This is a genomic window from Paenibacillus sp. FSL F4-0122 (genome assembly GCF_038002845.1).
Lineage (GTDB): Bacteria > Bacillota > Bacilli > Paenibacillales > Paenibacillaceae > Paenibacillus_AQ > Paenibacillus_AQ odorifer.
The window spans coordinates 6,652,989-6,668,265 of sequence record NZ_JBBODI010000001.1 but is presented as its reverse complement, the minus strand read 5'-3'; the positions used below and the strand labels follow the sequence as shown (position 1 = coordinate 6,668,265).

Genomic DNA, 15,277 nt, shown 5'->3' with positions numbered 1-15,277 from the left:
TAAGGGACGGAGGAAACATCATGTCTAAACATATTGTCATTCTAGGAGCAGGTTATGGTGGTCTACTAAGCGCCTTAACCGTACGCAAGTATCTCAAAAAAGATGAAGCTAAAATTACTGTAGTTAATCAGTATCCTACCCACCAAATCATCACAGAATTGCATCGTCTTGCAGCAGGTAGTGTTGCAGAGGGTGCTGTTGCTATGCCTCTAACTAAGCTTTTCGCAGGTAAAGATATTGACCTGAAAATCGCGAAGGTTAATTCATTTTCTGTGGAGAACAAACAAATTGTTCTTTCTGATGGTGTGACACTAACTTATGACGCGCTTGTTGTAGGTCTTGGCAGCACTACAGCTTATTTTGGCATTCCAGGGCTTGAACAATACAGTATGGTATTGAAATCAGCTGCAGATGCTAACAAAATTCATCAACATATTGAGGATCGTATTCGTGAATATGCGAAATCGAAAAATGAAGCAGATGCAAACATCCTGATCGGTGGCGGCGGCTTAACCGGCGTTGAGCTTGTTGGTGAAATCGCGGATGTATTGCCTACACTTACTAAAAAATATGGCGTTGATCCTAAAGAAATTAAGCTTATGCTCGTTGAAGCAGGTCCTAAAATCCTTCCAGTATTGCCAGATGCATTGATCGAACGTGCTGTAGCAAGCTTGGAAAAACGTGGTGTTCAATTCTTGACAGGTCTTCCTGTTACGAATGTAGAAGGCAATGCGATTGACTTGAAAGACGGTCAAAAAATTATTGCTAACACGTTTGTATGGACTGGTGGCGTACAAGGAAATCCACTCATCGGCGAATCCGGTCTTGAAGTTAACCGCGGTCGTGCAACGGTGAATGAGTTCTTGCAATCCACTTCCCACAAAGATGTATTCGTTGCTGGTGACAGCGCTGTGGTCTTTGCAGAAGATGGACGTCCATACCCTCCAACTGCTCAAATCGCTTGGCAAATGGGTGAATTGATCGGATACAATCTGTATGCCTTCTTGAAAAATAAATCGTTTGAAAGCTTTAGCCCAATCAACTCTGGTACGCTTGCTAGCTTAGGCCGTAAAGACGGTGTAGCCATCGTTGGTGCAAGTTCTACTCCGTTAAAAGGCTTGCCTGCAACTCTGATGAAGGAAGCAAGTAATATTCGTTACTTGTCCCACATTAAAGGATTGTTCAGCCTAGCTTACTAATATAGTTTAACCCTAAACCCTGCTCGAATCTGAGCGGGGTTTTTGTTATTGTTTTTTTAGTGAAATGTTTGCATTATTGATGTTTCGTAGTAGGCTGTATTCATTGTATTTGATATAATAGATTGGGTTATATTAACAGAGGTAGTTAGAGGAGGATTTCATTTATGATATTCCAACAAAACGATGTCATTCTGTTTCAAGGTGACAGCATAACAGACTGGGGACGTAATCATGAAGACGCTTCATCGCTTGGAGTGGGTTATGCAATGATGGTCGCCGCTCGTCTGGGGTATTTATATCCAGAGAAGAATCTTACTTTTATTAACCGTGGCATTGGTGGCAACCGTATTGTTGATTTACAGGGGCGTTGGGATAAGGATTGCCTGGATTTGAAGCCGACTTGGGTGTCCATTTATATTGGAATTAACGACACTTGGCGCCGTTTTGATTCTGGTGAAGAAACCACTCCCGAGCAGTTTGAAGCTTCATATCGGGACCTGATTAAACGCACTCAGAAATCTTTGGATGCTAAATTAGTTCTTATAGAGCCTTTTGTTTTGCCTGTACCGGAAGATCGTAGTACTTGGCGTCAGGATCTTGATCCTAAAATTCATATTGTCCGCGAGCTGGCACGTGAATATGGGGCGCCGCTGGTTCCGCTAGATGGACTTTTTGCAGCGGCCTCCGTAAAAGCAGAACCGGCTTACTGGGCATATGATGGAGTACATCCTACTCCTGCAGGTCATGCACTTATTGCGGATGCTTGGCTCAAAACGATGGGAGCAATCTAATCAATTGTCATTTTAAGACTAGAACCACGCTTTAATAAGCAGGTTGTAGTCTTTTTTTAATCGCGTGTTAGTAAAGTCGTTTTTATATATTTATAGACACTGTTATAATTGGAATATGCTTATGTATTGGAGGCGATTCGCATTAGGCGGTTAATATGGATAGCACCTTTGTTATTGGTCGTAGTGTTAAGCGGATGTAAAAGTGATTTGGGCTTCATCAATGCCAGATGGATCGAAGGCGTGTCGTTGACACCCGTGGCAACTAGTGATCAGAAACAAGCGGATCGTCCTTTGCACTCAGAGAGCTTAACGCTAAAGGATTCTGTTTTGATCAAGACGCTTGCGGAGGCTATGAACAAGAGTAAAAAATTTTCTGATGATCTGGATTGGGGTCCGGAATTTGAAATGAAGCTTGTTTATGGGGACGGCTATTCGGAAGACTATTACATAGCGCTTGGAGATCAACTTGGACATGAAGGGATGTTTACTACAGCGGAGAACAGCAGTCAGGGCTACACGATTCCTGTGAAAAACTCTGACCAGTTAAGAAAGCTCATTTATGGAACAATCGATACGGAGAACATTGAACAGGCAGACCCTGTGGAGACTTCTGTCGAGGTAACAGGTCCAGTAACCCTATCACATAATGAACTGTCTCCGGTCACAGGCAGAGCGGGATTTTTAAATCTGCAACTGCTAGAGGGGACATATAGCGAAGATTGGACTACACCCAGTCCGTTAACGGGAAGAAACTGGAGTGGCCGATTTAGACTAGTTGTGACTGATGAACAAGGGAAAACGCTGAGTAGCTATCCGTTAAATGATCAATTTGCCCAGACCTTTAATGATTTTTTCCAGCTTCAGTTTGAGGATTATAATGGAGATGGTGATCCCGATTTTACGATCGGACAATATGGAACGAGTAACGGTTATTTCTATAAGCTTTTTACACTCAGAAGAAATAACGTGATAGAAGAACTGCCTATTAAACCTGAAAATCAGCTGTTTATCAGCAGTCCTGAGCGGTATTCCATAAAGCTGGATAAAGTTGATGAGCATAGCTTCAAGAGAAGTTACTACGATAACGCAGCAGGCAAACAAGTGGAAGATACTTTTCAGTGGGTAGGGAGTGCATTTCAGAGGCTGGACAATTGATTAATTCATGAAGTGAGAGGAATGTGTGTTGGATGACAAGTGATACGGTACAAGATTTAGAAGGGTTAAAAGCTATTGGAAAAGTGGTGGGCCACACCATCGCCGAGATGAAAAAGAAAGTAACCCCTGGGATGACGACTGCGGAGTTGGATCTTATTGGAGCTGAGATTCTGGAAAGCTTCGGAGCATCCTCAGCCCCGAAGATAACTTATAATTTCCCGGGCAGCACCTGCATCAGTGTGAACGAAGAGGTTGCTCATGGTATTCCGGGTCCGAGAGTGATTAATGCCGGCGATTTGATCAACATTGATGTCTCTGCTGAGCTGAATGAGTATTATGGGGATGCTGGCGTTTCTTTTCAACTGCCGCCCTATAACGATGATATTCTGCGTTTATGCCGGAGTACTGAGGAAACCATGATGAGTGTGATCAATCATCTGCGGGCAGGGATGAAGGTTAACGAGATCGGCAGAATGATGGAACTTGAAGCTCGCAAACGCGGTTATAGAGTGGTGCGTAATCTGTGCAGCCATGGAATTGGCAAATCACTGCATGAGAAGCCTTTTGAAATTCTACCCTTCTATAATCCAAGAGTGACCACAGTACTGAAGGAAGGACAAGTAATTACAGTAGAGCCTTTCCTCTCGACTGGAGCGGACTATGTTGAGCAGCAATCGGATGGCTGGACGCTAAGTGTTGTAGATAACGGTCGGGTAGCGCAGTTTGAACATACGATTATCGTGACTAAAGGTGAGCCTATTATTCTGACTAGTGTGTAAGCCCGAATAGCGACTTAAAGGGGTGGAGGATGGAGGGGGATATGAGCAAAAGCCCTTACCCGGACCCTCCGTTCCTTCCATGTCGTTAACGAAGTTGTTATTAGCCGTGATAAGTGGCAATGCGGTAAATACTTTAAAGAGACCTGTCTATTTGACAAGTCTCCTTTTTTCTAGGATGAGGCGTTACGCTTATATCCTATATTTGGCATAAATTATCGATGTTTTTTTCAATGGAATGATAAAACAGGTCTTCCGCATGAAGGACATAGGCCATGTATTCTTCCATCTGGTCAGTAAGTGTAAATTCATTCATGATATACTGCCTGGTCATAACATTCCTTAAAAGTTCCCATTGTTCGATGCTTTGCCGAGCACAATGAATGACATCGCTGAGAGCATTAGGATTTGCTAAGGAATTCAGCAGCAACAGCAATACTTTTTTCCTATCTGAATGACGGGTGAGCGTCGTCCGGGTTAAAGAGTAAAGGTCATGGGGGCGGTTTGAAATCTTTGTATTGAGGATGAAACGTCCACTTGCAAACAGATTGTTCAGTTCCTGGATGGCTGATCGTCCGATATATTCCAGGCGGCCTTCGGTACAAGAGGGCGGCTTATAATAATTCGATAGTGCGGTTCTTAAAATGAGCGTGGCTCGGGCTGGCAATTCAGCAAGCTCATCTTGATTAGGATGCACTGTGAAACAGGAAAACTGCCGATTGTAGGCATCCATAAACGAAGTTTTGGCATCTTGACCGATATTTTTGTTATGCGGATAAGGCTTGAAATACTCTTTGTTGTAATTTATATAATTGTCCAAGAAATAAAAATCAGTTGCCGTCTGCCCTAGGATCAAAAATATATGCCCATCCACAATATGATCTGTTTCCAGAGCCGGGTTTAATTCAAATGTTCTATAAAAGGGGACTCGTTTCATTAACGTATTGACAAATACGACTTCGTTATTTGCTAACAGTGTCTCTATCGTCTGGATGGCTGCCTCTGCATTGTTGCTAAAAGTATGTTTATTAGCGACTGTTATATAATCCTCGGGATCTTTGATCTCGTTCAAGCTTAATTCAAACTGGTCACTGTCAGTATGGGTAACTAATTTCAGATTAAAATCATCTAAAAACATCTTGTACAATACGCTAGAGTCATTGACATACCTCTTTAGCATGAAAAAAATATTACGGGTATAGCAGTTTCCCAGTGACTGTACCTCTGCAATAGGCTCCCCTGCAGAATTATAGTAATATTCCATTTCTAACGTCTGCAACGTCTGCATAATTGTCCCTCCAACTGCTGCTAATTCTCCAATTCATCCCTTGGAGCCGAGCGCGCTTATTATTTCGCCCAATAATTTGGTTTCGTCTGTTTGTATGGTCAACAGAGAATGTTTGAGTGCGTCTAGCACCTTGGGGTCCATGGACAGATTATACCGAAGCACCATATTTCTGTTCAGAAGAGAGCGTTCTTCAAGCTCAGTACAACGCTCAATCCATCGGTCGCTTTGCAGCAGGAGTTTTATTTGTTGGAGATATTTAAGTCTTAAAACCATAAGCTTCTTATGCTCCCACAGCAAATGATAGGCTCTAATGTCAAGCTCAGGGTCATCTTCTTTAGGATGCTCCATTTGATAAATGAGGTGTTGGTACACACTTTGTCCATAGATGCTGGTAATGGTATGGTTAATAAAATCGAATGAGCGCTTGGAGGATAGATATCGCTGCAAGCTGTCGACAATCTGTTCGACGTTTAAATCAAATTCTGCATCGATTTTGCTAAGCAAAGTTACACGCGTAATAAAATTTTCTTCCCCGGACAGATAGTCAAAGGCGGATTCCAGTTCGGAAAAGGTGCATTGAGCGGTCATAAATTTACCGCCCGTAATATTGTCCCGAATGCAGACTGTTTGGCGATCAAGATCGTAGCCGTAAATTAATGTCTCGTGAAAACGGTGTTCTTTGCCGAACTCCTGATATGCAGATATAAAGTACCGGTCGAGATGGCACCATACATAGCAATCGCCGTTGATAGAGTCTACTACAAAATCCGTAAAGGAAGACCACTTGGAAATGATGGTTCTAGGCAATATGAACTTATTGAGAAATGGGCAATAATCAACAAGAAGCTCATGATTGTCAAAAAAGTAAGTTTCCCAATCCGTTACATATCTCAGCTGAATGAAGTTGGAATAAACCCAGGGCCATATGCGGTTATCCGAAGAAATAATAGAAAACAAAGTCCCATAGGCGTTGGAAGTATTTATTAGTGGATCGGAAACGGGTAAAGTAATTTTACTCAATTTACACCTCCATATTCCCCTTATATGTAAATGAAAATGAAATAAATGACATTATTATACTATAATAATTGTTCATTCCAATTATGTGATGATAATCATATTATGATAATAAAGGGAAATGGTAATCTGGCGAAGAATAGTACTTTTGGAAACATTTTGACATACGTTTCTCTGATAAAAAAGCAGCAGAATGTGATGGGGGGAGCGATATATTGCGAATAGTGGTTTGTTTAAAGTTTATTGCACACGTGAACAAAAACAATGTGCGTGGCATTGATGATGGCCGTAAGATCTCGGCCTCACCGCCACCGAAGGCAACCTTTGAGCTAAACTATCCGGACCGGCAAGCCATCCATGTGGCATTGGAGCTGAAGAATAGCTGTAATGCTAATGTAACTCTTATTTCCATGGCCCCTCCCGGTTGTAAAACGGCTCTGCAGGAGTTTATGGGTTATGGAATCGATGAGGCAGTCCTGCTCAGCGACGCTTCTTTTGCCGGTTCGGATACATTGGTGACATCGCTGGTACTGGCTCGTGCTGTTGAGAAGCTTGGTGGATGTGATCTGGTTCTGACCGGCAGCCATTCAACCGACAGTGATACCGGTCAGGTAGGTCCGGGAATCGGCGAGTATCTAGATATCCCCCACGCGATAAATGTAACACGGTTTGAGGATATTTCGACCGATGAGGTATTGTTCCACCGCCAGCATGACGAAGGGGTAACAACCAGACAGTCTTGCCGGCTTCCGGCAGTATTGAGTATTGGTGGAATGACAGCCGTCTCTGAGTTGAAACCGCTAACAATTGCTGCCAAATTGCATGCCAGAACCAAGGATATTCTGGTATGGTCCTGTCATGACCTTGGCCTTGACCCACAGACGGTTGGTTTGGCAGGCTCGGCTACTGAAGTAGTTTCAGTGTACGAACAGCACTCCGAAAGAAAGGGGATTTTGCTGGAAAGCGATGAATATCTACGGGTATTGGAGCCGATAATCAGCAAAATCAGCGAGGTTAGAAATGGATGATTAGGATTGATCAGGAACAATGCACATATTGCCTCCTGTGTTTAAAACGCTGTCCCGCCGCTGCAATCAAGGATGAGGATGAGGGCTTGCGTATCGACGTTGCGGCATGTACTTATTGCTCAGTCTGCACGTCTTGCTGTCCTAACCAAGCCATTATAATGAAAGACAGGGCACAGGAGACCAGACAACCGTACCCTGAGCATGAGGGTATTTGCCTTGTTGTTGAACATGCTGAGGGCGCTCTCTCTTCATATTTTCCGGAACTGGTTACCGCAGCAAAACAGCTGCAGGCTATGAGAGCCCAGCGCATTTACGCTTTGGTGGTCGGAGAGCGTATAGAAGACCTAGCCCAGCGTCTGCTTCAGTGGGGAGTAGATGAGGTGTGGATGGTGAACAAACCGGGAATACAGCGTTACGCCGAAGATATTCATTATAATTTGATTTCTGCGGTGCTCCGGGATCAAAGACCGTCTGTCGTGCTAGGTATGGCCAGCGCATGGGGAAGGTCTATTTTCCCCAGAGTCGCAGTCCGCCTGCGGACGGGGCTATGCGCCGATTGCATCGATTTGAAGATGGGACCGGATCACGGGGATTTTATTATTACCAGACCGACGCAAATGGGCGAGCAATTCGCTGAGATAAAAATACCGGCAAGACGGCCGCAAATGGCAACTGTAAAAACCAATTTTTATTCCGCTGCTGAGACCGCACACGTCGCGCAGGGCAAGATTGTTGATCTAAGCTCCCTGTATTCTTGCTCTTCCTCAGTCCTGCAGTTTATGGGAGTAATTGAAGAAGCCGCGGGCAAGGAGAACATCGAGACTACAGAAATTATTGTTGCTGCCGGGAGAGGCATTCAAAACGCAGACAATCTTCGTTTAATCTATGCGCTCGCCGATGCGCTTGGGGGGAAAGTAGCGGTTACCAGACCGCTTGTAGAATGTGGATGGATGGATAGTATGCATCAAGTCGGACTGACAGGTAAAATGGTCAAGCCCAAACTGTACATCGCCTGCGGAGTGTCTGGGGCAGTGCAGCATAAGGTTGGGATGCATCATTCGGAGACGATAATTGCAATAAATACGGATCGCAATGCACCTATCTTTGATTACTCCACATATGGGATCGTAGGCGATCTTTTTACAGTCATACCTGAAATATTGTCGGCATTGAACACAGTACAGGAGGTTGGGCGATGATTGAGAAGGAGCTATTAAGACAACAAACGCTGCATACGATTGGCGTCATGCTCGATGAGCACTTGCTTCAGAAGGAGGATATGTTCAGGTTTCAAAGCGATGTCCACGACACATATTCTCCGGAATACATCCGGAGCGAGATGGAGAATTGGTACAGAACATTAGGAATCGAATATATCATCCAGCGAAAATTTTCACTTCGGATGCCGCAGTTTACGAGAGAAGAATTAGAAGAAGCGGACCGAAGAAACGAGATCATTTTATGTGTTCCCCAAGGCGTCAGTCGCAAGCAATTAGGCTGCTTGTTTAATATCCGCAATTGGGCGCTGGAGAGTGAACTGGTCGCAGCAACTCCGGAAATTGAGGATTTCTGGTTCACCGTTCCGCGGACAACCGAACCGGATATGCTGGATCGGACGGCTGTGGAAATACAGCGTACATACAAGAAAACCGGAAAATTGGGAATGAGTCTGGAGCGGTATCTGGTATTTGTCGCCCGTATGAGGCATCTGACAGGACAAACACCGGATATAAGGACAAAGATGTGGATTACCAACGGCAAATATGAAGGAAAGGCGATGCTTGTGGTTGGTTTCGACTCGGCTGGCGAGTTTACAGCACATGGCTGGATGCCGAATTTCCACTCGCCTATGGTGGGCGGACGTTATACCTGGATACCTGACCATATATAAACAGTAAGGAGACGGTTATTTCGGCTATGTACAATAAGTTCACTGAATCAGGGCCTCAGCCTAGTGTACACTTCACCGCTGCTCGCAAGGCGGAACCGGGTCCTAATGAATTGTTCATTACCAACCGTTTTACTTTAACGGGAACGGTAAAGGACCCATCGTGCTTGCAGCTTTTTCATGGGGCATGCCATTTACCAGGGCATTATCCTTACTCCAGTGTCGGAGTAGTGACTAAAGCGGGGCTTGGAGCAGAGCATCGCGTAGGCCAAGCTCTTGTGTTTTCTCCTCATTATACAAAGGATGTATGTGTCCCTCTGCACAGTGGGGTGGATGGTCAGATCTTTATTTCCAACGACTTAGACCCTGTGACAGCTGCGTTTGTTCCTATGTTTTGTGTGGCACTAAATGTGTGTGAAGAGCTGGCAGATGAAGGCATTAAAACGGTGGAACTGTGGGGAATGGGACTGCTAGGAAAGCTTTTATTAAGGTTGCTTAAGCAGGATGAAGATTTGAGCTTCAGTGTTGAAAAGAAGGAGGCCAAGGATGAGATTTGGGCCGGGTTAAACAGCGGTGTGTGGGACTGCGAGGAGAGAGCCATTGTTGCACTTGATTCGGACCTGCTCTCGCAGGTTCAACGGCATTCGGCTTTAAAAAACCATCCACCAGACCAGCACATACAATTTATTGATCTGACAAGACCTGGAATACTTAAGGAATCCATAACGCATGACCGTATTCAGGAAATCTCTCGCAGAATTGGGAAGCAAGAGCTTGAAGTAACCAGCCTAATTGCCCAACATATTCATGCGGAACATATGGAGCAATTTATCAGGCAAGCGGCGGAAGGCTTTTTTGAAGGGAAAACTGTAGTCTATGACTGGTAGAGGAGGTTCGTTATGCAGTTGACACAAGGTGTTATGGATGTACCCGCACTCGATATTGCATTTTCTGAGCAGGAGCGGCGTATCATTATGGAGCGAATTGATGATTGTCTGTCGAGAGGAGCGTTGAGTCAGGGTAGGTATGTACAGGAGCTGGAGGAACGTTTTGCCCGGTATGTAGGAGTTACTCATGCCATTGCGGTTAATTCGGGTACAAGTGCGATTGAAGCGGTAATGAGAGTGCTCGAAGTAAAGGGGCAGGAAGTGCTGGTTCCGGCAAATACGTTTATTGCCACGGCTTCCAGTGTCCTGTTTGCCGGAGGGCATGTTCGCCTTGTTGATATTGATCCCCGTACATTTTCGGTGTCGCTGGCTGAAATAAAGAAGCAGGCCACGAGTCGTACCCGAGGGGTTATTATCGTACATATTGGCGGAATTGTTACACCGGAGATTGAAGAAATCAGGCAATGGTGCGATGAGCAGGGGCTCTGGTTATTTGAAGATGCCGCTCATGCACATGGCAGCAGGATGGCCGGAAAAGGTGCGGGAGCTTTCGGAATTGCCGGAACTTATTCCTTTTTTGCCACGAAAATCATTACCTCGGGGGAAGGAGGGATCATTGTCACAAACGATCATTCAATGGCTGAGAAGCTAAGAATGTTCCGCAATCATGGCAAGCCCCAGCCTTGGGAGACTTACCACACCTCGCTTGGCAACAATTATCGAATGAGTGATATCACAGCAACGATAGCGCTTACCCAGTTTGAGCGGCTCGACGCGATCATTGAACAACGGGAAGCGATCGCCAACCGTTATACTTCCTTCTTTACGAAAAATCTTCCTGATTTCGAGATTGTGATGCCGCAGGACAGATGCAGTTGGTATAAGTACATTGTTATAGTGCCTTTAGACGTTGACAGTTCCGATTTGAAGGACAGACTCAAGGAGAAAGGCGTTTCGCTCCAAGGGGAGGTATATGCAACGCCGCTTCATAGGCAGCCGATCGCTGCTTCCCTACAGTTCAGTGGGGAATATCCGCTAGCGGATGATTATTGTCGGCGTCATATCTGCTTGCCGATTTATCCCAATTTGACTGATCAGCAGATCGATTATGTTTTGGCTGTATTCTTAAGTGTGGTCGCAGAGTTAAGGGGGCAGCAATGAACGAGGGCATTATTATTGATAATCTGAGAAAGGTCTATCGCGTCCCTGTAAGAGAACATGGGTTAAAGCATGCGTTCAAAAGTCTGATCAAAATGGAATACAACGAAGTTGAGGCGGTAAAAGGTATCGACCTCAGGGTTGAGCCGGGAGAAATTGTCGGGTTCATCGGACCTAACGGCGCGGGAAAGACAACCACGCTGAAGATGCTCTCCGGTATCCTGTATCCGACATCAGGCAACATTTCCGTCTATGGCTTCAAACCGTGGGAACGCCAACATAAGTTTCTGCGCAACATCAGTATGGTAATGGGGAACAAATCGACGTTAACCTGGGATATTACTGTCGAGGACTCTTTCTTTGTGATGAAGGAAATATACGGAGTCTCTGATGCTGATTTTAAACAAAGACTCAACGAGCTAAAAGAACTACTGGATATAGGGCATCTGCTTAAGAATCAGGCACGGAATCTCTCTTTGGGAGAACGCTCCAAGTGTGAATTAACAGCAGCGTTGTTACATCAGCCACGTGTATTGTTTTTGGATGAGCCTACTTTGGGGCTGGATGTTAGCATGCAGCTGCGGCTTCGCAGTTTTATCAAGGAGTATAACCAAAAACATGAGACAACCATCCTGCTTACCAGTCACTATATGGAGGATATTTCTTCCCTTTGTAAACGGGTTGTGCTGATCAATCAAGGCAAGCTGTTATACGACGGATCTCTGGAGCAGCTGAGCGGTAAAATAGCTCCCTACCGCATTCTCAAAGTCAGTTTTATGGATGAAGACGTAACGGGCACAATTGAAGAGCTAAAGGAGAAGTTTACTGACAGCTTGCAGGTCATGGAGCTTGCGGAAAGCTACGTATTGTTTAAGATTCAGAAGGAAGCTGTACCTGAGATTGTTTCAGAAATCTTTAATAGCTATTGCATTGGAAATGTAACAATCAATGATGCTCCAATCGATTCGGTAATTGATGAAGTGTATCGAGAGGGGAGGCTCCTTTGAATTTTCGCGGAGGCTTTGCGCTGATACGTAGGACTATGTTCGGGTTTATGGCTGAGAAAGGTTTCTTCTGGACATTGACGCTTGGTTGGATGATGGGACCTATCATCTATATGTTTGTTTGGACCGTTGCTGCGGGAGATGGAAGCATAACCGGGTTCACTCAGCAGGATTTTGTGAGGTATTATATTCTGTTAATTCTTGTGAACCAGCTGACCTACCCTACATCACACTGGACGGTCGGCGATCAAATCTATGGCGGCAAGATGTCGATTGTATTATTGAGGCCGATATCGCCTTTTTACGATGTGGTTGCATCAGATTTGGCTGTCAAAATCGTCTGTATGCCTTTTGTTATATTTGTTGCCGGTGTGGCTGCCATTTTTTTGAACTTCAGACTGGCTATATCCGGTCTGGACTTGCTGGTGGCCGTTTATCTTCTTCTCATGGCTCAAATAATCAGATTTATGCTGGCCTATACACTTTCCCTGTTTGCATTTTTCACCAATAAAATCAAGTCCTTACTTTCTATTAATGACACCCTGGTATTTTTGCTGGCCGGACAGGTAGCGCCTTCGTCGTTGCTTCCGGGATTTATGCAGGATATCTCGGATTATTTGCCTTTTCAATATATGATCAGCTTTCCGATAGAGTTTTCCCTTGGAAAGTTGGATCATTCACAGCTTGTTTTTGGCATAATTGTTCAATTCGTTTGGGCGGTCGTTATCATATTATGTAACCGTTTAGTGTGGAAAAAAGGGATTCGTGCATACATGGCCGTGGGAGGGTAGGGAACATGCTGAGATATATGCGTTTGCTGAGATTGTTTTTCTCTACAGCGCTTCTAAAGGAAGCGTCATTCCGCGGTGACTTTCTAATCAAAATTTTGTATACCGCAATTAATTTAACCGGGACGATTGGCGGGATCGCGATCCTCTTTTCCAACACAAATTCGCTTAACAGTTGGACTTTTGCGGATACGCTGGCATTATCGGGCGTGTACTATTTTATTTTGGCAATGAAAAATCTATTTGTTGGTCCAAGCCTTGGCTCATTAGCCGGGATGGAAGGGGAGCTATGGACTGGAGGATTTGATTTAACGCTGCTCAAACCGATTGAGACCCAGTTTTATGTGAGCACGAGATACTGGTCTCCGCTTAATCTGTTTGATGTTATGGTGGGAGTAGCGGTGATGGTGCTGGGCGTTTCTCAAATGCAAGAAGCGATAGGAATATCCACTTGTCTGATGTTTGTATGGGCCATTTGCAATGCTTTACTGCTGTTGTACTCAATACTGCTGTTATTAAGCTCTTTGGCGTTTTGGTATGCCGGAAGTCCGATGTTGAGTATATTCGACAGTATCATGCAGATGGGTAGATTTCCGGTCAATGTATATCAGAAACCAATCCAATTGGCGCTTACCTGGATCGTTCCTGTCGCCTTTATCGTTTCCATTCCTGCAGAAGCATTAGTGGGCAGGGTAAGCCTGTCCTATTTATTCGGAGGCAGCTTGCTAGCTGCGGTTTTGCTAATGTTAGCCAGTGCGTTTTTTAAACGAGCAGTGAAAAAATATGCAAGTGCTTCTAGTTGAGGAGGATTCTAAGTGAACACTTCTTCCATATTGGATTTGATTTATTTCAATTGCTCGAATAATCCAGGGCTTACGGCCATTGATTATGAAGGATCAACGATCACTTATGAAGAGCTACGGCAGGAACTGGAGCACAGTAGTGAGAAGCTGGATCTCGCGGGGATCCGGCCCGGGCACAGAGTTGCCTTAGCCGTTGCAGACAAATCTGCTTTTATCATGCTGTGGCTTGCATGCTGGCATACGGGAGCCGTTCCGATCCCATTTGAACCTGTGAAGAACTTACCGGAACTGGAGAGAATGCACTCGTCAAGCCATTGTCAGTATTTAATTTGCGATCCAATTGATTCGGAGGGCAGCAGTCAGCTTGAGCTCGTACTCAGAGTACCGATGTTTATTTTTAGGACTGCAACGCTTTTTTTACAGGCAGATAAGCAGTCTGATGAAGATATTGCTTTGAATTTTTATACCTCAGGAACGACTGGACCGCCTAAATGCGTACAGTTTAGCGATCGGGCCATCTACAATAATGTAATGGCCATCTGTAGAGGGCTTGAAATTACTGCAAACGACAAGCTGTTCACACCGATTTCGCCGTGGCTGCCCGCGACGCTAACCACTGTAGTCCTACCGGCCCTCTGTGCCGGTGCTACATTAATCATGTCGAAGGGAACAATGCCTGCTAGAATTTGCGAGCAGATCAATCGCAAAGAGGTAACGATTCTTTTTGCGGTTCCCTATATGTATGCCTTGCTTAATGAGTCAGTCGTGTCATCGTCAAGTGTAGCTTGGGATAAAGTGAGACTGTGCATCAGCTGCTCTGCTCATCTGGACGCAGCGACTTTTAAGGACTTTTATAAGCTGTCGGGCAAGTCTATCCGTTCATTGTTCTGTTCATCCGAAGGTGGGGCAATTGCCTATAATCCTTCAAATGAGCAAGAACTGATCAGAGATTCGGTGGGACAGCCACATCTGGGAGTTTCTATTCGGCTGCTTGACCCGGAGGGGCACGAGGTTGCTCATGGAGAGGAAGGAGAGATATGGGTCAGCGGCGCTCATATATCGTGCGGGTATTACGGGCAACCCGAGTTGCAGGCAGAGGTCTTTCAACAGGGTTGGGTACGTACGGGTGATCTGGGAAGGTTGGATGAGGCTGGGTATCTGTATTTGTCGGGGCGGCTTTCTGATAACATCAATGTCGGCGGACATTTGGTAAATCCGGCAGAGATTGAACAAGTCCTGCTGCTCCATAACGGCATTAAAGAAGCACTTGTATATGGTGTTTCCGATAAATACTATGGCAGCAAGCTGATTGCGGAGATCGTGCCGCTGGATGCCCAGGTATCAGCCGATGATATTATCAGATTCTGTTCAGCGAGACTTGCGGCATATAAGGTGCCGAGAGTAATCAAGTGGACGGATAACATTCCCAAGGGTCGCTATGGGAAGAAGCTGAGAAATCAGAATCAAGCAGCCAGTCACATCCTGACGCCATGAG

Annotated in this window: 15 protein-coding genes and 1 pseudogene; 14 read left to right on the top strand and 2 right to left on the bottom strand. The window is 45.1% G+C overall.

Annotated features, from left to right (window positions below):
* The first annotated feature begins 20 nt into the window (after window positions 1-20).
* The 4 genes from MHH49_RS29430 to map all read left to right on the top strand — a co-directional run bounded on the left by MHH49_RS29430 (window position 21) and on the right by map (window position 3,924).
* Window positions 21-1,199, top strand: a complete 1,179-nt coding sequence (locus tag MHH49_RS29430; protein WP_036685891.1) for an NAD(P)/FAD-dependent oxidoreductase — start codon at window positions 21-23, stop codon at window positions 1,197-1,199.
* 164 nt (window positions 1,200-1,363) lie between these two features.
* A complete protein-coding gene (locus MHH49_RS29425; protein ID WP_341138714.1) occupies window positions 1,364-1,990 on the top strand; it encodes an SGNH/GDSL hydrolase family protein in 627 nt (208 codons plus the stop codon).
* Window positions 1,991-2,158: 168 nt separating this feature from the next.
* A complete protein-coding gene (locus tag MHH49_RS29420; protein ID WP_141118534.1) occupies window positions 2,159-3,145 on the top strand; it encodes a hypothetical protein in 987 nt (328 codons plus the stop codon).
* A 32-nt stretch (window positions 3,146-3,177) separates the two neighbouring features.
* Complete coding sequence (gene map, locus MHH49_RS29415; RefSeq protein ID WP_076274924.1) at window positions 3,178-3,924, top strand: type I methionyl aminopeptidase; 747 nt, start codon at window positions 3,178-3,180, stop codon at window positions 3,922-3,924.
* A gap of 196 nt (window positions 3,925-4,120) precedes the next feature.
* On the opposite strand, the gene MHH49_RS29410 is transcribed toward map, so the two are convergent.
* On the bottom strand, window positions 4,121-5,209 hold the full coding sequence (locus MHH49_RS29410) for a hypothetical protein (protein ID WP_076147175.1): 1,089 nt from the start codon (window positions 5,207-5,209) through the stop codon (window positions 4,121-4,123).
* A 33-nt stretch (window positions 5,210-5,242) separates the two neighbouring features.
* Complete coding sequence (locus MHH49_RS29405; RefSeq protein WP_076274925.1) at window positions 5,243-6,229, bottom strand: hypothetical protein; 987 nt, start codon at window positions 6,227-6,229, stop codon at window positions 5,243-5,245.
* A 221-nt stretch (window positions 6,230-6,450) separates the two neighbouring features.
* On the opposite strand from MHH49_RS29405, the gene MHH49_RS29400 reads away from it, so the two are divergent.
* From MHH49_RS29400 to MHH49_RS29360, 10 genes and pseudogenes are all read left to right on the top strand, one after another.
* Entirely contained in the window at window positions 6,451-7,254 is an 804-nt protein-coding gene (locus tag MHH49_RS29400; RefSeq protein ID WP_339813655.1) for an electron transfer flavoprotein subunit beta/FixA family protein, read from the top strand.
* Window positions 7,251-7,337: pseudogene (locus MHH49_RS31275) on the top strand (4Fe-4S binding protein); the annotation flags it as partial. The gene MHH49_RS29400 and the pseudogene MHH49_RS31275, both read left to right, overlap by 4 nt.
* Before the next feature lie 3 nt (window positions 7,338-7,340).
* Window positions 7,341-8,453, top strand: a complete 1,113-nt coding sequence (locus MHH49_RS29395) for an electron transfer flavoprotein subunit alpha/FixB family protein (RefSeq protein ID WP_339810817.1) — start codon at window positions 7,341-7,343, stop codon at window positions 8,451-8,453.
* Window positions 8,450-9,145, top strand: a complete 696-nt coding sequence (locus tag MHH49_RS29390; protein ID WP_036685905.1) for a hypothetical protein — start codon at window positions 8,450-8,452, stop codon at window positions 9,143-9,145. The genes MHH49_RS29395 and MHH49_RS29390 overlap by 4 nt, the downstream gene beginning before the upstream one ends.
* A gap of 26 nt (window positions 9,146-9,171) precedes the next feature.
* Window positions 9,172-10,029, top strand: a complete 858-nt coding sequence (locus tag MHH49_RS29385) for a hypothetical protein (protein ID WP_038570095.1) — start codon at window positions 9,172-9,174, stop codon at window positions 10,027-10,029.
* Between the two features lie 12 nt (window positions 10,030-10,041).
* Entirely contained in the window at window positions 10,042-11,190 is a 1,149-nt protein-coding gene (locus MHH49_RS29380; protein ID WP_051491421.1) for a DegT/DnrJ/EryC1/StrS family aminotransferase, read from the top strand.
* Window positions 11,187-12,194, top strand: a complete 1,008-nt coding sequence (locus tag MHH49_RS29375) for an ABC transporter ATP-binding protein (protein WP_036685909.1) — start codon at window positions 11,187-11,189, stop codon at window positions 12,192-12,194. Before MHH49_RS29380 ends, MHH49_RS29375 begins: the two co-directional genes overlap by 4 nt.
* The gene (locus MHH49_RS29370; RefSeq protein WP_036685911.1) at window positions 12,191-12,982 is read left to right on the top strand and encodes an ABC transporter permease; all 792 of its coding nucleotides are present in this window, start codon (window positions 12,191-12,193) and stop codon (window positions 12,980-12,982) included. The genes MHH49_RS29375 and MHH49_RS29370 overlap by 4 nt, the downstream gene beginning before the upstream one ends.
* A gap of 5 nt (window positions 12,983-12,987) precedes the next feature.
* Window positions 12,988-13,782 carry an ABC transporter permease gene (locus MHH49_RS29365; RefSeq protein WP_036685913.1) on the top strand — a complete coding sequence of 265 codons (795 nt, stop codon included), beginning with the start codon at window positions 12,988-12,990 and terminating at the stop codon, window positions 13,780-13,782.
* A gap of 12 nt (window positions 13,783-13,794) precedes the next feature.
* On the top strand, window positions 13,795-15,276 hold the full coding sequence (locus tag MHH49_RS29360; protein WP_036685915.1) for a class I adenylate-forming enzyme family protein: 1,482 nt from the start codon (window positions 13,795-13,797) through the stop codon (window positions 15,274-15,276).
* Window position 15,277 lies beyond the last annotated feature (1 nt).

Bases quoted from the DNA above. Each gene is read 5' to 3' on its own strand.
- MHH49_RS29410 (WP_076147175.1), bottom strand. From the start codon at position 5,209: ATGCAGACGTTGCAGACGTTAGAAATGGAATATTACTATAATTCTGCA.
- MHH49_RS29390 (WP_036685905.1), top strand. From the start codon at position 8,450: ATGATTGAGAAGGAGCTATTAAGACAACAAACGCTGCATACGATTGGC.
- MHH49_RS29430 (WP_036685891.1), top strand. From the start codon at position 21: ATGTCTAAACATATTGTCATTCTAGGAGCAGGTTATGGTGGTCTACTA.
- MHH49_RS29365 (WP_036685913.1), top strand. From the start codon at position 12,988: ATGCTGAGATATATGCGTTTGCTGAGATTGTTTTTCTCTACAGCGCTT.
- map (WP_076274924.1), top strand. From the start codon at position 3,178: ATGACAAGTGATACGGTACAAGATTTAGAAGGGTTAAAAGCTATTGGA.
- MHH49_RS29380 (WP_051491421.1), top strand. From the start codon at position 10,042: ATGCAGTTGACACAAGGTGTTATGGATGTACCCGCACTCGATATTGCA.
- MHH49_RS29425 (WP_341138714.1), top strand. From the start codon at position 1,364: ATGATATTCCAACAAAACGATGTCATTCTGTTTCAAGGTGACAGCATA.
- MHH49_RS29375 (WP_036685909.1), top strand. From the start codon at position 11,187: ATGAACGAGGGCATTATTATTGATAATCTGAGAAAGGTCTATCGCGTC.
- MHH49_RS29385 (WP_038570095.1), top strand. From the start codon at position 9,172: ATGTACAATAAGTTCACTGAATCAGGGCCTCAGCCTAGTGTACACTTC.